This is a genomic window from Dryocola clanedunensis, from assembly GCF_038405435.1.
Taxonomy (GTDB): Bacteria; Pseudomonadota; Gammaproteobacteria; order Enterobacterales; family Enterobacteriaceae; genus Dryocola; species Dryocola clanedunensis_A.
Genome location: NZ_JBBYHZ010000016.1, coordinates 13192 through 36369, shown reverse-complemented (window position 1 = coordinate 36369; position 23178 = coordinate 13192). Strand labels below are relative to the sequence as shown.

23 protein-coding genes are annotated in these 23178 nt (G+C 56.3%); 13 read left to right on the top strand and 10 right to left on the bottom strand.

Annotation, left to right across the window (positions count from 1 at the left end; translation table 11 throughout):
• Positions 1-7 precede the first annotated feature (7 nt).
• On the top strand, positions 8-247 hold the full coding sequence (locus AAE045_RS21800) for a DUF4060 family protein (RefSeq protein WP_455549484.1): 240 nt from the start codon (positions 8-10) through the stop codon (positions 245-247).
• A gap of 276 nt (positions 248-523) precedes the next feature.
• Here the strand turns inward: AAE045_RS21800 and AAE045_RS21795 are convergent, their stop codons facing one another.
• Both AAE045_RS21795 and AAE045_RS21790 read right to left on the bottom strand, forming a co-directional pair.
• A complete protein-coding gene (locus tag AAE045_RS21795; protein ID WP_455549483.1) occupies positions 524-1717 on the bottom strand; it encodes a tyrosine-type recombinase/integrase in 1194 nt (397 codons plus the stop codon).
• Between the two features lie 443 nt (positions 1718-2160).
• Positions 2161-2919 carry a DUF481 domain-containing protein gene (locus AAE045_RS21790; RefSeq protein WP_455549482.1) on the bottom strand — a complete coding sequence of 253 codons (759 nt, stop codon included), beginning with the start codon at positions 2917-2919 and terminating at the stop codon, positions 2161-2163.
• Between the two features lie 287 nt (positions 2920-3206).
• Between AAE045_RS21790 and pfkB the strand changes: the two genes are divergently transcribed.
• The 3 genes from pfkB (at position 3207) to AAE045_RS21775 (ending at position 5489) form a co-directional block, all read left to right on the top strand.
• Entirely contained in the window at positions 3207-4136 is a 930-nt protein-coding gene (gene pfkB, locus AAE045_RS21785; RefSeq protein WP_455549481.1) for a 6-phosphofructokinase II, read from the top strand.
• Between the two features lie 98 nt (positions 4137-4234).
• Entirely contained in the window at positions 4235-4528 is a 294-nt protein-coding gene (ghoS, locus tag AAE045_RS21780; RefSeq protein ID WP_455549480.1) for a type V toxin-antitoxin system endoribonuclease antitoxin GhoS, read from the top strand.
• A gap of 100 nt (positions 4529-4628) precedes the next feature.
• Positions 4629-5489: a fructosamine kinase family protein gene (locus tag AAE045_RS21775; protein WP_455549479.1), complete on the top strand. Its 861-nt coding sequence runs from the start codon at positions 4629-4631 to the stop codon at positions 5487-5489.
• A 46-nt stretch (positions 5490-5535) separates the two neighbouring features.
• Here the strand turns inward: AAE045_RS21775 and AAE045_RS21770 are convergent, their stop codons facing one another.
• On the bottom strand, positions 5536-6072 hold the full coding sequence (locus AAE045_RS21770; protein ID WP_455549478.1) for a YniB family protein: 537 nt from the start codon (positions 6070-6072) through the stop codon (positions 5536-5538).
• Between the two features lie 167 nt (positions 6073-6239).
• Here AAE045_RS21770 and hxpB point away from each other — a divergent pair, with 167 nt between their 5' ends.
• The 4 genes from hxpB to AAE045_RS21750 all read left to right on the top strand — a co-directional run bounded on the left by hxpB (position 6240) and on the right by AAE045_RS21750 (position 10051).
• Complete coding sequence (hxpB, locus tag AAE045_RS21765; RefSeq protein ID WP_455549477.1) at positions 6240-6908, top strand: hexitol phosphatase HxpB; 669 nt, start codon at positions 6240-6242, stop codon at positions 6906-6908.
• 149 nt (positions 6909-7057) lie between these two features.
• Positions 7058-7819, top strand: a complete 762-nt coding sequence (gene kduD, locus AAE045_RS21760; RefSeq protein WP_455549476.1) for a 2-dehydro-3-deoxy-D-gluconate 5-dehydrogenase KduD — start codon at positions 7058-7060, stop codon at positions 7817-7819.
• Positions 7820-7935: 116 nt separating this feature from the next.
• Entirely contained in the window at positions 7936-8526 is a 591-nt protein-coding gene (locus AAE045_RS21755; protein ID WP_455549475.1) for a metal-dependent hydrolase, read from the top strand.
• A gap of 133 nt (positions 8527-8659) precedes the next feature.
• The gene (locus AAE045_RS21750; protein WP_455549474.1) at positions 8660-10051 is read left to right on the top strand and encodes an L-cystine transporter; all 1392 of its coding nucleotides are present in this window, start codon (positions 8660-8662) and stop codon (positions 10049-10051) included.
• A 43-nt stretch (positions 10052-10094) separates the two neighbouring features.
• Here the strand turns inward: AAE045_RS21750 and cedA are convergent, their stop codons facing one another.
• On the bottom strand, positions 10095-10343 hold the full coding sequence (cedA, locus tag AAE045_RS21745; RefSeq protein WP_455549473.1) for a cell division activator CedA: 249 nt from the start codon (positions 10341-10343) through the stop codon (positions 10095-10097).
• A gap of 196 nt (positions 10344-10539) precedes the next feature.
• On the opposite strand from cedA, the gene katE reads away from it, so the two are divergent.
• Complete coding sequence (gene katE / locus AAE045_RS21740) at positions 10540-12798, top strand: catalase HPII (protein ID WP_455549472.1); 2259 nt, start codon at positions 10540-10542, stop codon at positions 12796-12798.
• Positions 12799-13004: 206 nt separating this feature from the next.
• Here the strand turns inward: katE and cspE are convergent, their stop codons facing one another.
• Together cspE and osmE are read right to left on the bottom strand one after the other, a co-directional pair.
• Positions 13005-13217: a S1 domain-containing protein gene (gene cspE, locus AAE045_RS21735; RefSeq protein WP_455427943.1), complete on the bottom strand. Its 213-nt coding sequence runs from the start codon at positions 13215-13217 to the stop codon at positions 13005-13007.
• A 320-nt stretch (positions 13218-13537) separates the two neighbouring features.
• Positions 13538-13879 carry an osmotically-inducible lipoprotein OsmE gene (gene osmE, locus AAE045_RS21730; RefSeq protein ID WP_455549471.1) on the bottom strand — a complete coding sequence of 114 codons (342 nt, stop codon included), beginning with the start codon at positions 13877-13879 and terminating at the stop codon, positions 13538-13540.
• 271 nt (positions 13880-14150) lie between these two features.
• Between osmE and nadE the strand changes: the two genes are divergently transcribed.
• The 3 genes from nadE (at position 14151) to cho (ending at position 17004) form a co-directional block, all read left to right on the top strand.
• Positions 14151-14978 carry an ammonia-dependent NAD(+) synthetase gene (gene nadE / locus AAE045_RS21725; protein WP_455549470.1) on the top strand — a complete coding sequence of 276 codons (828 nt, stop codon included), beginning with the start codon at positions 14151-14153 and terminating at the stop codon, positions 14976-14978.
• 190 nt (positions 14979-15168) lie between these two features.
• Positions 15169-16059: an aromatic amino acid DMT transporter YddG gene (gene yddG / locus AAE045_RS21720; RefSeq protein ID WP_455549469.1), complete on the top strand. Its 891-nt coding sequence runs from the start codon at positions 15169-15171 to the stop codon at positions 16057-16059.
• Positions 16060-16125: 66 nt separating this feature from the next.
• A complete protein-coding gene (gene cho / locus AAE045_RS21715; RefSeq protein WP_455549468.1) occupies positions 16126-17004 on the top strand; it encodes an excinuclease Cho in 879 nt (292 codons plus the stop codon).
• Between the two features lie 4 nt (positions 17005-17008).
• On the opposite strand, the gene hutU is transcribed toward cho, so the two are convergent.
• Together hutU and hutH are read right to left on the bottom strand one after the other, a co-directional pair.
• A complete protein-coding gene (hutU, locus tag AAE045_RS21710; RefSeq protein WP_455549467.1) occupies positions 17009-18694 on the bottom strand; it encodes a urocanate hydratase in 1686 nt (561 codons plus the stop codon).
• Positions 18695-18708: 14 nt separating this feature from the next.
• Positions 18709-20253, bottom strand: coding sequence for a histidine ammonia-lyase (gene hutH / locus AAE045_RS21705; RefSeq protein ID WP_455549466.1), 1545 nt, complete (start codon positions 20251-20253; stop codon positions 18709-18711).
• 153 nt (positions 20254-20406) lie between these two features.
• Between hutH and hutC the strand changes: the two genes are divergently transcribed.
• Positions 20407-21159, top strand: coding sequence for a histidine utilization repressor (gene hutC, locus AAE045_RS21700; RefSeq protein ID WP_455549465.1), 753 nt, complete (start codon positions 20407-20409; stop codon positions 21157-21159).
• Here hutC and ves read toward each other — a convergent pair whose 3' ends face one another.
• Both ves and AAE045_RS21690 read right to left on the bottom strand, forming a co-directional pair.
• Positions 21160-21705, bottom strand: coding sequence for an environmental stress-induced protein Ves (gene ves / locus AAE045_RS21695; RefSeq protein ID WP_455549464.1), 546 nt, complete (start codon positions 21703-21705; stop codon positions 21160-21162). It lies immediately after the preceding gene.
• Positions 21706-21707: 2 nt separating this feature from the next.
• Complete coding sequence (locus tag AAE045_RS21690) at positions 21708-23069, bottom strand: formimidoylglutamate deiminase (protein ID WP_455549463.1); 1362 nt, start codon at positions 23067-23069, stop codon at positions 21708-21710.
• Between the last annotated feature and the right edge of the window lie 109 nt (positions 23070-23178).

The following is a 23178-nucleotide window of genomic DNA, read 5'->3' as shown; positions in this document are numbered from 1 at the left end:
TGACGTTATGAGACTGATAAATCGTAGCAAAAAATCACCCATCGGGCGCCGGGCATGCGACGCGGCCCTGGCAGCGCATCAGAAAGCTTATGGGGAATATGGTCGGCAGAAGGTGAGAACAAACTACACCGTCGACGTGGACGGCATGAAGGTCACCGTCGAGGTGGTGAACCGGACCGCGAGCTACGTGGCCACGGCCATGACCGGATTTCGCAAGCTACGTAACCTGCCAGCGCAGGCGCACTGACTGATTTTCAATTATCAATTCTAACGGCCCCAGGCGGGGCCGTAGTGAGGCAAGCATGTTTAAAGGTCAATCACACGCAATAGCCATTCCGCCAGTTGTAATCAACCGGGAAACTGTTCAGCAAATGCTGGGCGGTATTTCCAGAACTACTTTCTGGCGTAAGCGCCAGGAGTGGCAAAAGGCAGGGACCCCTTTCCCAGGCAAAGCACCCGGTACAAACCCCGGGCGCGGTGGCGAGCAATACCGTTATTGCGATGTCATGCGCTTTCTGGCGAGTCAGGGGCTGGTTGAGTCAACACATGACTGAATGTGAGCAGCAAGAAGGTCAAGCGCCTCTTGCTGCTCCTTTAGGTAGCTGTGCTGGTCATAGACCGCAAGGACGCCGCCAAGTTTATGGCCCAGCACTTTTTCAGATACATGAGGCGCCACACCCAACTCACTCATCTTTGTTTTTGCCGTTCGGCGCAGGTCATGGATGGCCCAATGCTCAATGTCCATGTCCTCACGTAGTTGCTTCGCCAGATTCAACAAAACGCCCGCCGCCATTGGGCGATCTTCCTTCTTAGTCGCGGGTGGGAATACCTGAGCAAAGTCTTTATACAGAGAAAATGCATCCTTCAGGAGCTCGACAGCCTTAACTGATAATCCTCTCTCGAACGGTTCTCTTGTCTTCGAGTTCTCATCCGGAACACGCCACACTCTCCCTTCCAGATCAAATTCAGATTTCTTCGCCAGGCGCATTTCAACCCCGCGACAACCAGTCAAAAGCAATAGCTTTAGCATTAGTTGGTTCTGATATGTGATTGTTGATGCATCTACCGCGTGCCAGAACGCGCCGATTTCTTTATCGCTAAAATGTCGCTTACCGTTTTTTGCTGGCGTACCGACATCTATGATCCTTAGTTCTGCCACCGGGTTACGTTTTATCATTTCAGTGCGGATACAGTAAGAAAATACCGTCTTCATCCGGGACAGGATTTCCCCCGCAAAGGTCTCTGCACCGTTCTCCCTCATACGTTTAAAAACAGGCTGCCAGTGAGATATAGCCATTTCATCCACCAACATTTTGCCTACGTACGCTACGACATGGCGGTTAAGCGCCCTCTCCCAGTGGTCACGCTTTACCAGTCGGCTGGTTGATGCGCTAGCCAACCAAGCGTTAATGCAATCCTCAACGGAGGCGGCTTTAATGTTGGCTTCAATATGCATATTCCGCGCAGTAATCGGATCTCGCCCGACCGCCACCATCTTACGGTACTCAATGACCTGTTCTCGCGCTTCTTTAAGTGACAGTTCATCATATTGCCCAAGTGTCATTCGCTTCGGCTTACCACCAATCTTGTAACGATACTGGAAGGCAATAACACCGGTCGGAGTTACACGAACCGACAAACCATTAGCATCTGATAGTTCAATTCGTTTGGGGATCGGCTTGCCGTGAATCTTCCTGAGTTTAGCGTCCGTGAGCATGTGTACACCATATTTGCTGTGTACATCGCTGTGTACACGATTTTTAAGGCACAAAGTGGAATCAATGAAAACGGAGTGAAACACCCAAAGGGCTTGAAGTCAATGCTGCCGGGGCTTTCGTGGGAGAATATGAAACGGAAATGAACCAAGGGAAACGACGGGTGCGGTCTACACGTAAGATCACATGCAACAGAAATTGTTATGTAAATTCATTTAGCTGTGTAGCCATCTGACCAACAATTGCCAGATTGGTACACAATCTCTGTGCGTGAGGAACATATATCCCTCCTCAGCAGTTGAGAATATTAACATTGCCGGTTGGCAAAGTCGCGCTTTTGGACAAGACGGGCGCACAGAGACAGGGATTTAGGAATTTTTTAAACCTGAGAAAGGACTGAACGGGCAGGACCGAAAAACCGGGTCTGGCAACCCGGCTTTGGTAATTACATTTTATAACCGAGGGTAATGGCGGTCTTACGATCGGTGTGCTCCGGCGCGGAATCAGGTGGATTAGAGTTCCAGGTCACGTTGTAGGAGACTTTCAGACCAAAGTGTTCGTTGATCGCCACTTCCAGCGCGGTCTCTGAGTTGACCGTTGTATCTTCACTCCCCAGCACGGAAACGCCCTGAATGAACTTCGCGTTGTCCGTCAGCTGCCAGTTGTAAATCCCTGAGGCATAGCCCAGCGCCTGGGTTTCATGGCCGCCATCGGTGTATTCGTCGTAGCGTACACCAGGACCAAATTCCAGACGGAAGAAGTGTACCGGGCCGCTCAGGAACTGACGACCGTAACCCGCGGTCAGCACGTCACGCGCCTGGTAGCCGTTGAATCTGTCGGTTAACCAGCTTGCCTGGCCGAACAGATAGTCGCTGTCCGTCACGTTGTAACGGCTACGGCCACCCGCAGCGTATGTCTCTGAGGAGCGCTCGTCGTTAGCAGAGGTGTTGTTGGCGTTACCCCAAAGAGACCAGGCCATTGCATCGTTATACCAGGTCATATTGGTATTGGCGGTCAGCGTGGAGCTTTTGGTGTTGCCCGACTGGGCGAGATAACCGGCGTTGAGGTTACCTTCAAAAGGTTTTTTTGCGGTGCTTGGGTCATCCATGACAGTGAAAACCGTAGTATCTGCAACTGCAAAGTGACTCAATAGCGCACTTCCGGTCAGCAAGATTGCAGCCGGTACTGTCTTAACAAGCTTCATTTATTAATCCGTACGACAAAAAAAGAAACCACCAAGGTTCCGGAATCTTCTCTCGGGATCAAACGTTTGCACCCCAGAGAAAGGTTACAAATTATAAAAAAGCCCGAATAACATAGCAATGAATTCCTCTTTCATTTTTTGAATAAGAAGGCTCTCAAAACATCTTTATTTTCATATAGATAGCCAGCACTTGCTTTTTGACAATTAATTGAAAAATCATGACGTTAATTAAAATTTATCCCCTCCTTTTGGTGCTAAGCTCAAGATTCATGAAAAAAGGAGGACCCATGGCACGCATCTATACATTGACTCTTGCTCCCTCTCTCGATAGCGCGACCCTCACGCCGCAAATTTATCCGGAAGGTAAATTACGCTGCACCGCTCCGGTTTTTGAGCCTGGCGGCGGCGGGATTAACGTCGCGCGCGCTATTTCACATCTTGGCGGTAAAGCCACCGCTATCTTCCCGGCAGGAGGCGCAACCGGCGAACACCTCTCTACTCTGTTGCTTGATGAACAGATCGCCATTGATACCGTAAATGCGCATGACTGGACGCGCCAGAATCTTCACGTGCACGCTGAATCTACCGGCGAGCAGTATCGTTTTGTGATGCCGGGGGCCGCACTGACGGATGATGAGTTTCGTCGTCTGGAAGAAAAAGTGCTGGCCATTGAATCCGGCGCCATCCTGGTTATCAGCGGCAGCCTGCCGCCGGGAATAGAAGTTGCGAAACTCTGTTCGCTGGTAAAGGCAGCACAAGGGGCGGGCATCCGCTGCATCGTGGACAGCTCCGGCGAGGCGCTGAAGGCGACGCTGGATATCGGCAACATTGAGCTGGTGAAACCTAACCAGAAAGAGCTGAGCGCGCTGGTGAATCGCGATTTGTCCCAGCCGGACGATGTGCGCCAGGCCGCTCAGGAAATCGTCAGCAGCGGTAAGGCCCTACGCGTTGTTGTCTCCCTCGGCCCGCAGGGTGCCCTGGGCGTGGATGCCACGGGCTACGTGCAGGTTGTCCCGCCGCCAATCAAAAGTCAGAGTACCGTTGGCGCGGGCGACAGCATGGTCGGTGCCATGACGCTGAAGCTGGCGGAAGACGCCCCGCTGCTGGATATGGTGCGCTTCGGCGTTGCGGCCGGTAGCGCCGCAACAATTAATCAGGGGACTCGCCTTTGCTCCCTTGAAAATACGCAGAAAATCTACGATTACCTCCGCAGCTAAGACCGGGCGGCCTCCGTTTCGGGGGCCGCTACGCCAAAAGTCGCCATTTCATGCAGATCAACTATGCTAAAACCTTTGGGATAACAACGAGGTGAACCATGAGTAGTGGAGACATCGTGCGCTATGTCGTCACCGTAAAGTACAAAGAAGAGAGCCTTACGGATATCAACGAGCTCAATAACCACCTGACACGTGGAGGTTTTCTGCTAACCCTGAGCGATGACGAAGGGAAAATCCATGAGCTTGGTACCAACACTTACGGGCTGGTCAGCGCCCTTAGCCCGCAGGAAGTGGAAGAGCTGGCGAAGGGTTTAGGACACGTTGCCCTTGGCGTCGAGCCGGAAGTCACTGTGACGACCTGGGATGCATGGGAAAAGAACCGCGAACAGTAATTTAATTTAAATCCTGACCGGGGTTGTGCGTTGGTTCCAGGTTTTTACCCGGTTAACAGTGCAAGCTAATGATCTACCAGAGCAACTGGGAGGAAATATCATGTGGCAAGCCATCAGTCGTCTGTTAAGTGAGCAGCTGGGAGAGGCTGAAGTTGAACAACGCACCGAACTGCCCGGCGGTGAAATCCACGCCGCCTGGCGGATCCGTTACGCCGGTCACGAGATTTTTGTCAAAAGCGATGAGCGGGAAATGCTGCCGATCTTCACGGCGGAAGCCGATCAGCTGGAGCTGCTCGCACGGAGTAATACGGTGCGCGTACCGAAGGTATGGGGATTAGGCAGCGACAGAGATTATTCCTTCCTGCTGCTGGAGTATCTGCCCGCAAAACCGCTGGATGCCCACAATGCTTTCCTGCTTGGGCAGCAGCTTGCGCGGCTGCATGAGTGGAGCGATCAGCCGCAGTTCGGGCTCGATTTTGATAACGATCTGTCCACTACCCCGCAGCCCAACGCCTGGCAGCGCCGCTGGTCGACGTTTTTTGCGGAGCAGCGCATTGGCTGGCAGCTCGAAATGGCGGCTGAAAAAGGCATTCATCTGGGGGATATCGATCTGATAGTCGATTTTGTTCACCAGGCGCTCTCCTCCCACCAGCCGCAGCCCTCTTTGCTGCACGGGGATTTGTGGTCCGGCAACTGCGCTCTGGGTCCTGACGGGCCGTTTATTTACGATCCTGCCTGCTACTGGGGCGACAGGGAGTGCGATCTGGCCATGCTGCCGCTGCATCCCGATCAGCCGCCGCAAATCTATGATGGCTATCAGTCCGTCTCCCCGCTTCCTCCAGGCTTCCTGGATCGCCAGCCCCTCTACCAGCTTTACACCCTGCTCAACCGCGCCATCCTGTTTGGCGGGCAGCACTTAGTCAACGCGCAAAAAGCCCTCGATCGCGTTCTGGCGGCATAAACGGAATAATAAGGAAAGGCCACTCCCGAACGGGAGTGGTTGTCTGCTAAATAAAGCCAAGCAGCGAGAAGAAGAAGTACCCCGCAACAATCACAATCACCGGCAGAATATACAGCGGAAAGAACTGAAGAAAAATAGTGTGGCGTGGCACGACGATTTTCGCATCCAGCTGCGCCTTACTTAATCCCTCGGTCCCTTTCGCCTGCTCGAGAATCAGCTGATCCTGGACGCCTTCACGCAGGAATTTCGCCTGGCGGCTCATTCGCGCGCCTGAGGCCTGCAGCGCCAGCCCCACAAAAATCAGCGCAAAAATCACCCAGAACAGAATATTTGTATGCTGATGAAAATCTGGCTGCGGCGAGTTGTACCAGAAGAAATTGAGGAACGGCGTATTGAAACGCATCATCTCAATCATCACGTGGGCGAAGTCCATCATTACGGCGTCGATGCCCGGCTGCTTTTCGCTGTGCTGATACATAAATTTCAGAACTGAAATCAGCGTGGAGAGCACGGTGGGTATGAAAATCACCCAACCGGCAACGCGCTTAAGAACAGCAATGCGTCCAGCTTGTTGATACGTCATTCTTTCCCCTTTGTTAAGACGTAGCTTACTGGCACAAAGTCTACAAGGATTTGCCGCATTTCGCCTGAGCTTTGCGGGCGATTTTCACAAAAGCGGTGGCATCCGCCGACTTTTCCCGCTATTCATAAGGGCATCATTTTAAAATAAACGCTGACAGGAGTCCTGAGATGGCCGACACGCGCCAGGTATTAGCCGCAATTTTTGATATGGATGGTTTGCTGATTGATTCAGAACCGCTGTGGGATGAAGCAGAATTAGAGGTGATGGCAGCTCTTGGCGTGGATATCACCCGCCGTAATGAACTGCCGGATACGCTGGGACTGCGCATCGATGTGGTCGTGGATTTGTGGTTTGCCCAGCAGCCCTGGAACGGTCCTTCACGCGAGGAAGTTACCCAGCGGGTGATTGCCCGCGCCATCAGCCTGGTTGAAGAGCGTCAGCCGCTGTTGCCCGGCGTCCGTGAGGCCATTACCCTCTGCAAGGCGCAGGGGCTGAAAGTCGGCCTTGCCTCCGCCTCTCCGCTGCACATGCTTGAGCGCGTGCTGGAAATGTTTGCTCTACGCGAGCACTTTGATGCCATCGCCTCCGCAGAACATTTACCTTACAGCAAGCCTCATCCACAGGTATACCTGGATGCCGCAGCAAAGCTTGGGGTCGACCCGCTCTGCTGCGTCACGCTTGAAGATTCCGTAAACGGTATGATTGCCACTAAAGCCGCGCGTATGCGCTCTATTGTTGTGCCAGCAGAAGAAAACCGCGCGAACCCGCGCTGGTGCCTGGCGGACGTAAAATTAGAATCGTTGCTTGGCCTCTCAGCAGAAAATCTGCTGGGCTGAAATCCCCGGGGCGGCGAAGCCCGCCCTTAACAATGCCACTCCCATCATAATTTTGAAACGCCATTTCATATTAATTTGTATTTCTCAGTTCCCCTACCTATCCTCATAAAACATGCGCCGCTGCGCGCCTGACTTTTACTGGGGATATTATGATTCTTGACGCTTTTAACTTGCAGGGCAAAGTCGCTCTCGTCACCGGGTGTGACACGGGGCTGGGTCAGGGAATGGCGCTAGGGCTGGCCGAGGCGGGCTGCGACATTATTGGCGTGGGCCGTAAAACTCCCCATGACACGGCGGAGAAAGTCGTTGCGCTGGGCCGCCGCTTTAGCGCGATCCAGGCCGACCTGAGCCAGCCTTCCGTCATCCCGGGCGTTGTTGAGCAGGCCATTGAGCAGCAGGGCAGAATCGACATTCTGGTGAACAACGCGGGTACCATCCGCCGGCAGGATGCGCTGACGTTCAGCGAACAGGACTGGGACGACGTGATGAACCTCAATATTAAGTCGCTGTTTTTCCTCTCCCAGGCCGTGGCAAAGCAGTTCATCAGGCAGAACGACGGTGGCAAGATCATTAATATCGCCTCGATGCTGTCATTCCAGGGCGGGATCCGCGTGCCCTCTTATACCGCTTCGAAAAGCGCCGTACTGGGCGTGACGCGCCTGCTGGCCAACGAGTGGGCGCAGTACCGTATTAACGTCAACGCGATTGCGCCCGGCTATATGGCAACGAATAACACGCAGCAGCTTCGCGAGGACGAAGTCCGGAACAAAGAGATACTCGACAGGATCCCCGCTGGCCGCTGGGGAATGCCGGAGGACTTACAGGGTGCCGTCGTGTTTCTCGCCTCCGGGGCGTCTGATTATGTCAACGGCTACACAATCGCCGTCGACGGAGGCTGGCTCGCCCGCTGAAGGCCTTCGCTGCTATATATTCACCGCAGTGATAAAATGTTACAGCGTCACCTCTTCCGTCTACTGTACAAAAACCCTATACTGGATGAATCGACAGTTAGCATCCAGGTAGTATCATGACGGCGGAAGGCCACCTGCTTTTTTCTATAGCCAGCGCAGTATTTGCAAAAAACGCCGAACTCACCCCTGTGCTGGCCCAGGGCGACTGGTGGCACATCGTGCCGTCTGCCATCCTGACCTGCCTGCTGCCTGATATTGACCACCCTAAGTCTTTCCTTGGCCAGCGCCTGCCGTGGATCTCAAAGCCCATCGCCCGTGCCTGCGGCCATCGGGGCTTCACCCACAGCCTGTTCGCCGTGTTTGCCGCACTGGCCCTTTTCTACCTGAAAGTGCCCGAAAGCTGGGTGATCCCGGCCGATGCGCTGCAGGGTATGGTGCTGGGCTATCTCAGCCATATAGTGGCCGATATGCTCACCCCGGCTGGCGTTCCCCTGCTGTGGCCGTGCCGCTGGCGCTTTCGCTTCCCGGTTATCCGTCCGCAGAAAGGCAATCAGCTGGAACGTTTTCTGTGTATGGCGCTGTTCGGGTTTGCCGTATGGATGCCGCAAAGCCTGCCCGATAACAGTGCAGTGCGCTGGTCGTCACAGATGATTAATTCCCTGCAGATGACCTTCAATAGCCTGGTAAATCATCATGCTGAACAATAAATGGACGAAACTATCCATTTAGTAATAATCAATTCCTTTTGAATATAAGTGACCTCGCGCACATCTGATACGATTTACAGCATAAAGATGGGCCAGCCCCATCTGCCTACAATAAATATCAGGAGATACGGGGATGAATTTTCCACTTATAGCGAACGTAATCGTGTTCGTTATGCTGCTGCTGCTGCTGGCGCAAACGCGTCACAAACAGTGGAGTCTGGCGAAAAAAGTACTGGTTGGCCTGGTGGTCGGCGTGGTGTTTGGTATTGCCCTGCATACCATCTATGGCGCAGACAGCCCGGTGCTGAAGGATTCCATTCAGTGGTTTAACGTGGTCGGTAACGGCTATGTTCAGCTGCTGCAAATGATTGTTATGCCGCTGGTATTTGTCTCTATTCTGAGCGCCGTGGCGAAACTGCACAACGCCTCTTCGTTAGGCAAAATCAGCTTCCTGACAATCGGCACCCTGCTCTTCACCACGCTGATTGCAGCGCTGGTAGGCGTGCTGGTAACCAACCTCTTCGGCCTTACGGCTGAAGGTCTGGTTCAGGGTACGGCAGAATCCGCTCGTCTGAGCGCAATTCAGTCCACCTATGTCGGTAAAGTTGCGGACCTGTCTGTGCCTCAGCTGATCCTCTCTTTCATCCCGAAAAACCCGTTTGCTGACCTGACGGGCGCAAATCCAACGTCCATCATCAGCGTCGTTATCTTCGCTGCATTCCTGGGCGTGGCCGCGCTGAAGCTGTTGAAAGACGATGCGCCGAAGGGCGAACGCGTGCTGGCAGCAATCGACGTGCTGCAAAGCTGGGTGATGAAACTGGTTCGTCTGGTTATGCAGCTCACGCCGTACGGCGTGCTGGCGCTGATGACCAAGGTGGTTGCCAGCTCTAACCTGCAGGACATCATTAAGCTCGGCAGCTTCGTGGTGGCGTCTTACCTGGGCCTGGCAATTATGTTTGGCGTGCATGCCGTGCTGCTGGCCGTGAATGGCGTCAGCCCGCTGAAATACTTCCGCAAGGTCTGGCCGGTGCTGACTTTCGCCTTCACCAGCCGCTCCAGCGCCGCAAGCATTCCGCTGAACGTTGAAGCGCAGACCCGTCGTCTGGGCGTGCCTGAGTCAATCGCCAGCTTCTCTGCCTCCTTTGGCGCGACTATCGGCCAGAACGGCTGCGCGGGGCTTTACCCGGCGATGCTGGCGGTAATGGTTGCCCCTACGGTGGGTATTAACCCGCTTGACCCAATGTGGATCGCAACGCTGGTGGGTATCGTTACCGTAAGCTCCGCTGGCGTAGCCGGTGTGGGCGGCGGCGCAACGTTCGCAGCTCTGATTGTGCTGCCAGCCATGGGCCTGCCGGTAACCCTGGTTGCCCTGCTGATTTCCGTTGAACCACTGATTGATATGGGGCGTACCGCGCTGAACGTCAGCGGCTCCATGACTGCCGGGACCATCACCAGCCAGATGATGAAGCAGACCGATAAAGAGATCCTCAACAGCGAAGAAGAGATTGAGCTGGCTCATCGCTAAGCGCTGACCGATATGACAAGGCCGCAGATTCTGCGGCCTTTTTTTATATCTCGTTTTCCTGACGTACCTGCGTCGCCCAGCGCTGCGCGGCTTCCGGTAGCGTAAACGCCGGGGACTGACGGAAGGCATCCCCCACCAGCACAAAAGCCACGTATCGGTTGCGCAGCAGCCAGACATCCTTAAACCCCTCCACCCGCCAGGCGTGGGAAGGCGGCGCGGGTTCGACACGCGGCTTGTAGGTGATAACGGGTCGGTTGTTCTGTTGGCGCAGTGGTTTCATAGGCAATGGCATTCGAAGCAGGATTAATGAATAACTTCACTATGATAGCGGATCATCCCCCCGTTCGTCGCCTGGAGAAAATCATCGCCCCTTTTAGGACTGTTACCCGGCCCTCCGGGAAGCAGAGTCAGCGCATTGTTCTATAGTTAGAGGGGTTTTCCTCTTATAACAACCGGTTCTTCAGCAATGGAAACAGGAGACGAGTTCAATGTCGACGCATGATAAAAAGCCTTTAAGCCACAGCGCACCGATTCACGATGCCGATGAATCTAAGCCCGGCATGGATTCCCTGGCCCCGGCAGACGGCAGCCACCAGCCGGACCAGGAGCCTACCCCACCAGGCGCACAGCCTACGGCGCCCGGCAGTTTCAAAAGCCCGGATACCTCTAACGAAAAACTGAAATCCCTGGATCCTCTTCGCAAAAATGGTGAGAACGTCCCCCTGACCACCAATCAGGGCGTGCGTATTGCCGACGATCAGAACTCCCTGCGGGCAGGTACGCGTGGGCCTACGCTCCTGGAAGATTTCATCCTGCGGGAAAAAATCACCCACTTCGACCATGAGCGTATCCCCGAGCGTATCGTGCATGCCCGTGGCTCCGCCGCCCACGGCTTCTTCCAGCCCTACAAAAATCTGAGCGACGTGACGAAAGCCGATTTCCTTTCGGACCCGGACAAAATCACGCCGGTGTTCGTGCGCTTTTCAACGGTGCAAGGTGGCGCAGGCTCAGCGGACACGGTGAGGGATATTCGCGGTTTCGCGACAAAATTCTATACCGAAGAAGGGATCTTCGATTTAGTGGGCAACAACACCCCGGTGTTCTTTATTCAGGATGCCCACAAATTCCCGGACTTCGTCCACGCGGTGAAACCCGAGCCGCACTGGGCAATTCCGCAGGGCGGCAGCGCGCACGATACTTTCTGGGACTATGTTTCCCTGCAGCCTGAAACGCTGCATAACGTGATCTGGGCAATGTCCGACCGCGGCCTGCCGCGCAGCTATCGCACCATGGAAGGCTTCGGTATTCACACCTTCCGCCTGATCAACGCCGAGGGCAAATCGACCTTCGTGCGCTTCCACTGGAAGCCAGTTGCCGGTAAAGCCTCGCTGCTGTGGGATGAGTCGCAGAAGCTCACCGGGCGCGATCCGGACTTCCACCGCCGCGATTTGTGGGAGTCCATCGAAGCGGGAGACTTCCCGGAATATGAGCTGGGGCTGCAGCTGATCCCGGAAGAGGACGAATTTAAATATGATTTCGATCTTCTGGACCCTACCAAGCTGATCCCGGAAGAGCTGGTGCCGGTACAGCTGGTCGGTAAGATGACGCTCAACCGTAACCCGGACAACTTCTTCGCCGAGAATGAACAGGCCGCCTTCCACCCGGGCCATATCGTCCCCGGGCTGGACTTCAGTAACGACCCTCTTCTGCAGGGGCGACTCTTCTCCTATACGGACACGCAAATCAGCCGTCTGGGCGGGCCAAACTTCCACGAAATTCCGATTAACCGCCCGGTCTGCCCGTATCACAACTTCCAGCGTGACGGCATGCACCGCATGGATATCGACAGCAACCCGGCGAACTACGAGCCAAACTCAATCAACGATAACTGGCCGCGCGAGACGCCGCCGGGGCCGAAACGCGGCGGCTTTGAAAGCTATCAGGCCCGTGTGGAAGGCCATAAAATCCGCGAGCGCAGCCCGTCGTTTGGTGAATACTACTCCCACCCTCGTCTTTTCTGGCAGAGCCAGACGCCGGTGGAGCAGCAGCACATTATCGGCGCGTTCAGCTTTGAGCTGTCGAAGGTGGCACGTCCGTATATCCGCGAGCGCGTGCTGGATCACCTGACGCATATCGATATTTCGCTCGCCCAGGGGGTAGCAGAAAACCTGGGGATCGAACTGTCTGATGAGCAGATGCACGTCGCCCCGCCAAAAGATGTAAACGGGCTGAAGAAGGACCCAAGCCTGAGCCTGTATGCCGTACCGTCTGGCAATATTAAAGGGCGTGTGGTCGCGGTCTTGCTGAGTGAAAACGCCAGTGCGGCAGACGTGCTGGCCGTGGTGAAAGGGCTTAAGGCTCAGGGAGTTCATGCGAAACTGCTGTTCTCCCGCATGGGGCAAATTACCGCCGATGACGGTTCAGTCGTGCCGATTTCCGCCACCTTCGCGGGTTCGCCATCCGTCAGCGTTGATGCAGTTATCGTACCGGGGGGGGATCTGAGCAGTATCCTCAACGACGGTGAGGCGGCCTACTACCTGCTGGAGGCGTATAAGCACCTGAAAGTTATCGGTCTGGCCGGGAACGCCCGTAAATTCAAGGCAAAACTTAATATTGACGATCAGGGTGAAGAAGGGATTGTTGAAGCGGATGACGCGAGCGGTAATTTCATCGATGAGTTCCTGAAATTACTTGCCGGACATCGTATCTGGACGCGCAGTAATAAAGTCGCGCATATTCCTGCATAATAATCTACGCCATAGTCGTAATGGCTATGGCGTATTTCCCAGCGTTTAAACTGGCGATAAAAATAAAAAAAGCCCGAGCACGATAATAATCGTATTCAGGCTTTTCTTTTCGTGCACGTTAACTGCTCCGGGCTATCCCATCTTCGCTATCGTAACGCAACACGGCAACGCTTTTTTATTCGCCTGGCGGCGAATAATGGCGGAAATTACAGAGCGATAACGTTCGCTGCTGACGGGCCTTTGGCACCGTTTTCCACGCTGAATTTCACCTGCTGACCTTCTTCAAGCGTCTTGAAGCTGTCGCTCTGGATTGCAGAGAAGTGCACGAACACGTCCTTGCCGCCGTTGTCAGGAGTGATAAAGCCGAAGCCTTTATCAGCGTTAAACCATTTTACTAAACCAGTCAGTTGGGTAGACATAGATACTTCCTCAAAAAAATTATTTCGCTACGCTGTAGCCACGTGGTCTGCGATTCAGAATTACTTATGGGACTTTAGGAGAGACTCACGGAGAAGAGGTATCTGAGGATAACGCTTGAACTGAGAACTGCTTTACTAAAATGCTTTACATAAGGCCTGATGAACAAACCGAGGACGCTATTAACGCATGACGAGAAATATTAAGCAAGCCCCATTTGCATATAATCCGATTAAAGACACTTCTTTACTTAACGACGGGAAAATAACGAAACCGCAGACACAAAAAAACCGCCTGAAACAGGCGGTTTTCTCAAAGACAATTATTTCTTAGCGGCCTGTGGATCAGTATCGTATTCCGCACAGGTCTGATAACCAGAGTTAATCACGTGGCCTGTATCATCCAGCGCGACGAAGTAGGTTTCAGTTTTGCCGTCACGTTGACCCAGAATGTAGGTCTGGCAGGTACCACGAGCGTGGATCATGGTGACTTCTGAAGAAGGCTTACCGGCTACCTGCTGAACCTGCTCACGGCTCATGCCCTTTTTCACATCCTTCACGACCGGGGTGGAAACCTGATCTTTTGTACGATCGTAAGCGGTACAACCTGCCAGCATTGTCATCACAGCCGCTGCACCTAAAATTCCTGCTAAGTTCTTGTTCATTTTATATCCTCTATTATCAGCGTATTGCTTGCGCGTGTAAGATAAGCCTGGAATATAAAAGAACATTTTTCAACTTGTTAGCGAAAATGATTCAAAATTAGGACAATTGGCTATCTCCGCAGGGCAGATAAGCCCGTTCGCTCTAAAACACGTCAGTTAATCCCCCTTCTGCCCCCCTGAGCCTTGTCGTTTCTGCCGCAACGGGTTAGTTTTAACGGATGCGTTTTTTGCTGCCTGCACGCTGCAGGCATACCGTAACCGGAGGGGTTAAATGGCTCTGCAACAAGAGATTATCCAGGCGTTAGGCGTCAAACCACAGATAGACCCGCAGCAGGAGATCCGCGTCAGCGTCGATTTTCTGAAAGCGTATCTGAAAACTTACCCGTTTATTAAATCTCTGGTGCTGGGGATCAGCGGCGGCCAGGACTCCACGCTGACCGGTAAGCTCTGCCAGATGGCTATCAGCGAACTGCGCGCGGAAACCGGTGATGAGAGCTATCAGTTTATTGCCGTACGCCTGCCGTTTGGCGTGCAGTTTGACGAACAGGATTGCCAGGATGCCCTCACCTTTATCCAGCCCGATCGGGTGCTGACGGTAAATATCAAAGCAGCAGTGCTGGCAAGTGAAGAAGCCCTGCGCGAGGCGGGCATTGAGCTAAGCGATTTTATTCGCGGCAACGAAAAAGCCCGTGAGCGCATGAAAGCCCAGTACAGCATCGCCGGTATGACCAAAGGCGTGGTGGCCGGAACAGACCATGCGGCAGAAGCCGTGACAGGATTCTTTACGAAGTACGGCGACGGCGGCACGGACATCAACCCCATTTTCCGCCTGAATAAACGTCAGGGCAAACAGCTGCTGAAAACCCTCGGCTGTCCGGAACATCTTTATCTGAAAGCGCCTACCGCAGACCTGGAGGACGACCGCCCTTCTCTGCCGGATGAAGTCGCCCTCGGCGTGACCTACGAAAACATTGACGACTATCTGGAAGGCAAAACGCTTGATAGCGCCATCAGCACCATCATTGAAGGCTGGTACACACGCACCGAGCATAAACGCCGTCCGCCAATCACCGTTTTTGATGACTTCTGGAAGAAATAAAACGGTGGATGACGCTAACGCTTATCCGACAGTATTTTTGTAGCTCGGATAAGCGTAGCGTCATCCGACAGCTGTCTTGAAGCCTTTTGTAGGTCGGATAAGCGCAGCGTCATCCGGCAGCTCTTTTGAAGCCCTTTGTAGGTCGGATAAGCGCAGCGTCATCCGACAAGCTTTCCCCCGTTGAGATCGCATGGACAGTTCCGCACAACGCGCCACCGCCTTTGGCCTTACAGCAATTCTTCTGTGGAGCACCTCCGTTGGGCTGCTGCGCAGCATCTCTGAACATTTTGGCCCCGTCGGCGGCGCGGCGCTGATTTACACCGTTAGCGCGCTTTGCCTGTGCGTAGCCCGCGGCCTGCCAAAGTTGCGCGAGATGCCGCCCCGCTACCTGTGGGCTGGCGGCACGCTGTTTGTCACCTATGAGATTTTCCTGGCCCTCGCCATCGGCCTTGCGCACAGCCGCAGCCAGTCGCTGGAGCTGGGGATGATCAACTACCTGTGGCCCAGCCTGACCATCGTATTCGCGCTCTTCATCAACCAGCAGCGGGCAAGCCCGTGGCTGTGGCCCGGCCTTGCGCTCTCTCTGGCCGGTATTATTCAGGTAATGAAGGGTGACGGCAGCTGGTCGCCCGTTGAGATGTGGCACAACATTCTCGACAACCCCGTTGCCTATGGGCTGGCCTTCGCCGCCGCGCTGATCTGGGCGCTGTACTGCAACCTGACCCGCCGCTGGAGCGAAGGGAAAAGCGGCGTCACGCTGTTCTTCTGCGCGACGGCGCTGGTGCTATGGATAAAGTACGCCTTCGTCAGCGAAGCAGCGCTTGATATCACCCTTCCGGCTACGCTTCAGCTGCTGTTTATGGGCATTTCTACCGCCGTTGCTTACTCGGCCTGGAACTACGGAATCCAGCGAGGAAACATGACGTTGCTGGCGACTGCCTCCTACTTCACCCCCGTACTCTCCGCTTTTATTGCCACCCTCTGGCTGGGTCTGCACCCCGGCTGGCCTTTCTGGCAGGGCGTGGCGATGGTAGTGGGCGGCTCGCTGCTCTGCTGGCTTGCCACAAGACGCTACGGATAAATTGCCGCTTTTTTGCGCTTCGCCTCCCTGCTACACTGTACGGGTAAACAGTATCAGGAGTGAAAAGTGGTCAGACGTATCAGCGCGCCGCGCCTGCAGTTTGAAGCGGCGGCGGTCTATGAATATCCCGAACACCTGCGTCCCTGGCTCGATTTCCTGCCGAAGCAGCCTGGGGTGTATGTTTTTCACGGTGAGAGCGACGTTATGCCGCTCTATATCGGCAAAAGCATTAATATCCGCACCCGGGTAATGTCCCATTTTCGGACGCCGGACGAAGCCGCCCTGCTGCGCCAGGCGCGGCGCATTACCTTTACCCGCACCGCCGGTGAACTCGGGGCCCTGCTGCTTGAAGCCCAGATGATCAAAGAGCAGCAGCCGCTGTTTAACAAGCGCCTGCGCCGCAACCGCCAGCTCTGTTCGCTTCAGTTTACCGGCGGCAGGCCGCAGGTGGTCTATGCAAAGGATGTGGATTTTTCGCGGCAGACCGATCTCTACGGCCTGTACGCTAACCGCCGCGCCGCCCTGCAGACCCTGCAAACGCTGGCCGATGAACATCAGCTCTGTTACGGCCTGCTGGGGCTTGAAGCGCTGAGCGCCGGGCGCGCCTGTTTCCGCGCCGGGTTAAAACGCTGTGCCGGGGCCTGCTGCGGCAAAGAAACCGTCGAAATGCATCACGGCCGTTTTCTGGCGGCGCTCGAGCGTATCCGGGTAATCTGCTGGCCATGGCGCGGCCCGGTGGGGCTGAAGGAAACCGGCGACGGCATGACGCAATATCACATCATCGACAGCTGGTTTTATCTGGGATCGGTGGAAAAGCTAAGCGAGGCGAAAACCCTTGCCGCGCCGCCAAAGGGTTTTGACAACGACGGCTACAAGATCCTCTGCAAGCTGGTGATGAGCGGAGACTACGAAGTGGTGGAGCTGGGCTGCCCCACCACGGCCTGAAAGCTTATTTAATCATCGGCAGGTTCAGTTCGTGTTCACGGGCGCAGTCCGCTGCGCTTTCGTAGCCGGCATCCGCATGGCGCATAACGCCGGTGGCCGGATCGTTCCACAGCACCCGGCCCAGCCGCACGTCCGCTTCCGGCGTGCCGTCCGCAACAATGACCACGCCAGCGTGCTGTGAAAAACCCATACCCACGCCGCCGCCGTGGTGCAGGCTCACCCAGGTTGCCCCTCCGGCGGTATTCAACAGCGCGTTGAGCAGCGGCCAGTCGGATACCGCATCGGAGCCATCTTTCATCGCTTCCGTTTCACGGTTGGGGGAAGCAACCGAGCCGCAGTCCAGGTGGTCACGCCCAATCACAACCGGTGCTTTTAATTCGCCGCTGCGCACCATCTCATTGAAGGCCAGCCCGGCGCGATGGCGCTCGCCCAGCCCCAGCCAGCAAATCCTTGCCGGTAACCCCTGAAAAGCAATGCGCTCCTGGGCCATATCCAGCCAGCGGTGCAGGTTCTGGTTATCCGGGAACAGCTCCTTGAGTTTCGCGTCGGTTTTCGCGATATCCTCCGGGTCGCCGGACAGCGCCACCCAGCGGAACGGGCCCTTGCCCTCGCAGAAGAGTGGGCGAATGTACGCGGGGACGAAGCCCGGGAAGTCGAACGCGTTTTCCACGCCCTCGTCAAAGGCAACCTGGCGGATATTGTTGCCGTAATCCACCGTCGGCACGCCCATCTGCCAGAAATCCAGCATCGCCTGAACATGAACCGCCATGGAAGCGCGCGCGGCTTTCTCCACCGCTTTAGGCCGCGAGACGCGCTCCTGCTGCCAGCGCTCAACGGACCAGCCGGCGGGCAGATAGCCGTTCAGCGGATCGTGGGCCGAGGTCTGGTCAGTGACGATATCCGGGCGAACGCCCCCGGCTTTTGCACGCCTCACCAGCTCCGGCAGAATTTCAGCGGCGTTGCCGAGCAGGCCAACTGAGATAGCCTTCTTCTGGCCGTTCGCCTCTTCTATCATCCTCAGCGCTTCATCAAGCGTGGTGGCTTTGAAATCGAGATAGCGGGTGCGCAGGCGAAAATCGATGCGTGACTCCTGGCATTCGATGGCCAGCACCGACGCCCCGGCAAGCACGCCCGCCAGCGGCTGCGCGCCGCCCATACCGCCAAGCCCGGCGGTCAAAATCCATTTCCCTCTCAGGTCGCCGCTATAGTGCTGACGCCCCGCCTCCGCGAACGTTTCAAACGTACCCTGCACAATGCCCTGCGCGCCAATATAGATCCACGACCCCGCCGTCATCTGGCCGTACATCATCAGCCCGGCCTGGTCGAGCTTGTGGAAATGATCCCAGTTCGCCCAGTGCGGCACCAGGTTAGAGTTAGCGATTAATACTCGCGGCGCATCGGCATGGGTGCGGAATACGCCGACGGGTTTTCCGGACTGCACCAGCAGCGTTTCTTCGGCTTTCAACGTTCGCAGCGAGGCGAGAATTTGTTCGAAGCATTCCCAGTTGCGGGCCGCTTTGCCAATGCCGCCGTAAACCACCAGATCCTCCGGACGCTCGGCGACGTCAGGATCCAGGTTGTTCTGGATCATGCGGTACGCCGCTTCAATCAGCCAGTTTTCACAGTGCAGTTCGCTGCCGTGGGGGGCTCGTACCGTGCGGGCTACCGCCTGTTTTACAGATTCAGTCATGTTGGCTCCCGGCGTCAGGCCGAAGTGGAAGGAAGAAGATTAACGATGGCCGCAGGCCAGCTGTCGCTGCAGCCCCACAGGCGCATCTGCTCGATGTCCGGGGCCAGCAGGCGATCTTTTTCAAGGAAGGCAACGCGTTCACGGATGCCGCTAAATATCTCTTCCACGAGCGGTGAGCTACGCAGCGGACGGGAGAATTCAATGCCCTGTGCGGCGGCCATTGCTTCGATGCCGACAACCGCCGCGGTGTTAAAGCACATTGCGCCGAGGCGGCGTGCGGCATACGTTGCCATCGACACGTGGTCCTCCTGGTTCGCCGACGTCGGCAGGCTGTCCACGCTGCCGGGATGGGCCAGGGATTTATTTTCCGAGGCGAGGGCCGCCGCCGTGACCTGGGCAATCATGAATCCCGAGTTGATCCCGCCCTCTTTCACGAGGAAAGGCGGCAGGCCGGACAGCCCGGTATCGAGCATCAGGGCCAGGCGGCGCTCTGAAATGGCACCGATTTCGGCAATTGCCAGCGCCAGAATATCCGCCGCAAACGCAACCGGCTCGGCGTGGAAATTACCGCCGGAGATGACTTCCCCCGTTTCGCTGAACACCAGCGGGTTGTCCGAGGCGGCGTTAGCCTCAATCTGCAATACCCGCGCCGCGTGGCGCAGGTTATCAAGGCAAGCACCCATAACCTGAGGCACACAGCGGATGGAGTATGGATCCTGCACGCGCCCGCAGTGGCGGTGTGAATCAACAATTTCACTGCCCTCGAGCAGCGTGCGAACCGCAGCCGCCACGTCGATCTGCCCCGTCTGCCCCCGCGCTTCATGGATGCGCGCATCAAAAGGTTTCACCGAGCCTTTAATCGCCTCAAGGGATAACGCCCCGGCGACCAGGCCTGCGGCAAAGACCTTCTCGCCTTCAAACAGGCCGCGCAGAGCAAGGGCGGTGGAAACCTGCGTGCCGTTAAGCAGCGCCAGCCCTTCTTTCGGCCCAAGAATCAGCGGATCGACGCCCGCAAGCTCCAGCCCCTGAGGCGCAGGGATCTCTTCGCCATTTACGCGTACGTTACCCTCACCCAGCAGCATCAGCGAAAGATGCGCCAGCGGCGCGAGATCCCCGGATGCACCCACCGACCCTTTTTCCGGTATGACCGGCATCACCCCGGCGTTAAACAAAGCCAGCAGATTGTCGATAACCTGTAGCCGCACGCCGGAGTGCCCGCGGGCGAGGCTGATAACCTTGCTGGCCATAACAATACGCACCACGTCATCCGGCAGCGGCTCGCCAAGGCCGACGCTATGGGACAGCACGAGGTTTCTTTGCAGCTCGGCCAGATGGTCGGCGGCGATAGTGGTTTGCGCCAGTTTGCCAAACCCGGTATTAATGCCGTAAACCACGTCGCCATGGTTAACAATCGCTTCTACCGTTTGCTGCGCTCGCTCCACCGCGCCGACGGCCTGTTTATTCAGCTCCAGCGTAACGTTGCCGTGGTAAATATCGCGCAGCGTGGCCAGCGAGACGTGGCCGGGCGTAAGGGTACAGCGCTTCTTTTGCATCGACATAATGACATCCTGTGGCATCAATTCATCTGAACGTATAGAGTTGTATAGACAAGTTAACTAATAAACCAAAAGTCCCGCCAGTCGGTCACAGGGAATTTTTATCGAACAGTGAGCGGGATCGCGCTTAGCCCCTGCTAATTACAAGGACAAATCATGTCTGAGCTGCAGCCTCTGGAGCAGTTACGCTCCGCCATCAGCGACCTGCCCGCGCCTATTTATCTGCGCGTGAAGCAGGCCATCGTCAGTCAGATCCGCAGCGGAGTCTGGCAGCCGCGCCAGCGCGTGCCGTCGGAAACCGAGCTGGTCAACGCCCTGAACGTCAGCCGCATGACGATTAACCGCGCGCTGCGGGAATTAACGGCTGAAGGCTGGCTGGTGCGGATGCAGGGGGTCGGAACATTTGTGGCGGAGCTGAAGGGCCATACCGCGATGCTGGAAGTCCGCAGCATCGCCGAGGAGATCGCCGCGCGCGGGCATCGCTATCGCAACTACGTTGTGGCGCTCGAAGAGATGGCGGCATCGGAAGAGCTGGCGCTGGCGTTTTCCGTCCGGCCGGGTGACGCGCTGTTTTATTCGCAAATGGTGCACTACGACAACGACCAGCCCGTCCAGCTGGAGTCGCGCTATGTAAATCCCTCCCTGGCGGCAGATTATCTCAGGCAGGACTTCCGCCTGTTTACGCCGCACCACTACCTCAGCCAGATTGCGCCTCTCACCGCCGGAGAGCACGTGGTGGAGGCGGTGCTGGCCGACAAAACTCAGCAGACCCTGCTGGAAGTGAACGACCGCCAGCCCTGCCTGCTGGTTAACCGCCGCACCTGGCATCATTCGCAGGTGGTGACGGTAGCCCGGCTGCTGTACCCTGGCTCACGCTATCAGCTGACGGGCAGCTTTACCGGCCAGTGATCACAGATAGGTAATTTCGCTGAACAGCAGCTGCCCTTCCGGTTTCAGCAGCCGCAGCGTATGGCGGCCCTCCTGCCACCATGCGCCCTGATCCGCTTTGAGCAGCTTATCCCCCAGCTGCCACTCACCGCTCAGCACGTACACAATGCCGCCCCGGGGCGCAAAGGTGGTGAAAGTGCGATCGGCAACGCGCACCTTTGCCCGGCAGCGGTCGCGGCGGGTCATCACGTTGAAATCCATCGACATACCGTGCGTCAGCTCCGCCTTCACAGCCTGTTCGCCCGCAAAGGCAAACGGCTGATGTTTCCTGAGGGTGTGGCGAAACGCCCTGCCGCCGTCCAGCACGACTTCCCCTCCCTCAAGCAGGGTAATCACCCGGTCCACCTGAGGAAATGCAGAAAACTCACCGCTGCTGGCAATCGAGGCAATGCTCGCTCGCCAGTTAAAATCGCGAGTGGCAGGGGGAAAGCAGCAGATCTCGCGGGTTTCCCCGGCGCCGTTGCGCCAGAGGCTGACCGGCACTTTCCGTATATCGAAAAATTCCATTACTACTCCTGGAGGCTGCGCATCGCCTGCGCAAATTGACTATTGCTCTGTTCATCGAGTGGGTGCTGCCTGTCAGTTATCACCTGCCTTCCAGCGACCCACACGTCTTTAATGTGTTCTTGTGCTCCGCCAAACAGCCAGCGGTTTATCAGGGCGTAATCTTCTACGTGCGTAAGCCAGGCATCCTGTTCCAGCACCAGCCAGTCGGCGCGGTAGCCCGGCGCGATAGCCCCAAGCGCAACGCCGCACGCCTGCGCCCCGCCCGCTGCCGCCTGCCGCCACAGCACTTCGCCAACCTGCGGCAGCTCTGGCAGCACAATGCGGTTACGGCGGCGGTCTCTGAGCCGCTGTCCGTACTCCAGCCAGCGCAGCTCTTCCCTGGCGCTGACCGACACGTGGCTGTCCGAGCCAATCCCCCAGTGTCCGCCCTGGGCAATAAAATCACTGGCCGGGAATATCCCGTCGCCGAGATTAGCTTCGGTTGTCGGGCAAAGCCCCGCGACCGCCCGGCTTTCAACAATTTGCGTCACCTCGTCCGCCGCCAGATGGGTGGCGTGAATCAGGCACCAGCGGTCATCAACCGCAAAACGGTTATACAGCCAGTTGACCGGGCGCTCCCCGCTCCATGCCAGACAGTCTTCCACCTCTTTTTCCTGCTCGGCAATGTGGATATGCACCGGCAGGCGGAAGTCGCTGGCCTCCAGCACGTCCTCCATTTGCTCCTGCTTCACCGCGCGCAGCGAGTGGAAGCACAGCCCCTGGTTGATGAGTGGATAGTTTTGCAGCGCTTTCGCCAGCGCCTGCTGCTGACGCAGATACCTGTCCACATCCTGAATAAAGCGTTTTTGCCCGCTCTGGGCCGGCTGCGCCCCAAATCCCGCATAGCTGTAGAGCACCGGCAGCAGCGTCTGGCCGATACCACTCTTATCGGCAGCAACCACCAGTTGCTGTAGCATCAAATCGCCTGCCGGATAGTGTTTGCCATTAACGTCATGATGCAGATAGTGAAATTCCGCAACCTGAGTGTATCCGCCTTTCAGCAGGTCAATGTACAGCCGGGTGGCAATTGCCCCCATCTGTTCCGGCGATAGCTTTTCCACCATGCGGTACATCAGCTCGCGCCACGTCCAGAAACTGTCCTGCGGGTTACCCGCCACTTCGGTCAGCCCCGCCATCGCCCGCTGAAAAGCATGGGAGTGAAGATTGGCCATGCCGGGGATAACGACGCCGGGCAGCAGCGTGGCGTTTTCCGCGCTGGCACCGGCTTCGATATGGGTTATTACGCCCTGGTCGTTGACGGAAATACGCACGCTGTGTCCCCAGCCCTGCGGGAGCATCACGATAGGAGCAAAAAATGCCGGCATAAATTTGGTTCCTTCTGATAACGATGACAATGATTTAGCGCTAAATCTTCGCCGACGCAAAAGATATATCGTCTGCTGGAAGGCAGCTCGAAATTTTTGCATCGCACCC

Coding starts and splice junctions, on each gene's coding strand:
- AAE045_RS21800 (WP_455549484.1), top strand. CDS start 8: ATGAGACTGATAAATCGTAGCAAAAAATCACCCATCGGGCGCCGGGCA.
- AAE045_RS21795 (WP_455549483.1), bottom strand. CDS start 1,717: ATGCTCACGGACGCTAAACTCAGGAAGATTCACGGCAAGCCGATCCCC.
- AAE045_RS21790 (WP_455549482.1), bottom strand. CDS start 2,919: ATGAAGCTTGTTAAGACAGTACCGGCTGCAATCTTGCTGACCGGAAGT.
- pfkB (WP_455549481.1), top strand. CDS start 3,207: ATGGCACGCATCTATACATTGACTCTTGCTCCCTCTCTCGATAGCGCG.
- ghoS (WP_455549480.1), top strand. CDS start 4,235: ATGAGTAGTGGAGACATCGTGCGCTATGTCGTCACCGTAAAGTACAAA.
- AAE045_RS21775 (WP_455549479.1), top strand. CDS start 4,629: ATGTGGCAAGCCATCAGTCGTCTGTTAAGTGAGCAGCTGGGAGAGGCT.
- AAE045_RS21770 (WP_455549478.1), bottom strand. CDS start 6,072: ATGACGTATCAACAAGCTGGACGCATTGCTGTTCTTAAGCGCGTTGCC.
- hxpB (WP_455549477.1), top strand. CDS start 6,240: ATGGCCGACACGCGCCAGGTATTAGCCGCAATTTTTGATATGGATGGT.
- kduD (WP_455549476.1), top strand. CDS start 7,058: ATGATTCTTGACGCTTTTAACTTGCAGGGCAAAGTCGCTCTCGTCACC.
- AAE045_RS21755 (WP_455549475.1), top strand. CDS start 7,936: ATGACGGCGGAAGGCCACCTGCTTTTTTCTATAGCCAGCGCAGTATTT.
- AAE045_RS21750 (WP_455549474.1), top strand. CDS start 8,660: ATGAATTTTCCACTTATAGCGAACGTAATCGTGTTCGTTATGCTGCTG.
- cedA (WP_455549473.1), bottom strand. CDS start 10,343: ATGCCATTGCCTATGAAACCACTGCGCCAACAGAACAACCGACCCGTT.
- katE (WP_455549472.1), top strand. CDS start 10,540: ATGTCGACGCATGATAAAAAGCCTTTAAGCCACAGCGCACCGATTCAC.
- cspE (WP_455427943.1), bottom strand. CDS start 13,217: ATGTCTACCCAACTGACTGGTTTAGTAAAATGGTTTAACGCTGATAAA.
- osmE (WP_455549471.1), bottom strand. CDS start 13,879: ATGAACAAGAACTTAGCAGGAATTTTAGGTGCAGCGGCTGTGATGACA.
- nadE (WP_455549470.1), top strand. CDS start 14,151: ATGGCTCTGCAACAAGAGATTATCCAGGCGTTAGGCGTCAAACCACAG.
- yddG (WP_455549469.1), top strand. CDS start 15,169: ATGGACAGTTCCGCACAACGCGCCACCGCCTTTGGCCTTACAGCAATT.
- hutU (WP_455549467.1), bottom strand. CDS start 18,694: ATGACTGAATCTGTAAAACAGGCGGTAGCCCGCACGGTACGAGCCCCC.
- hutH (WP_455549466.1), bottom strand. CDS start 20,253: ATGTCGATGCAAAAGAAGCGCTGTACCCTTACGCCCGGCCACGTCTCG.
- hutC (WP_455549465.1), top strand. CDS start 20,407: ATGTCTGAGCTGCAGCCTCTGGAGCAGTTACGCTCCGCCATCAGCGAC.
- ves (WP_455549464.1), bottom strand. CDS start 21,705: ATGGAATTTTTCGATATACGGAAAGTGCCGGTCAGCCTCTGGCGCAAC.
- AAE045_RS21690 (WP_455549463.1), bottom strand. CDS start 23,069: ATGCCGGCATTTTTTGCTCCTATCGTGATGCTCCCGCAGGGCTGGGGA.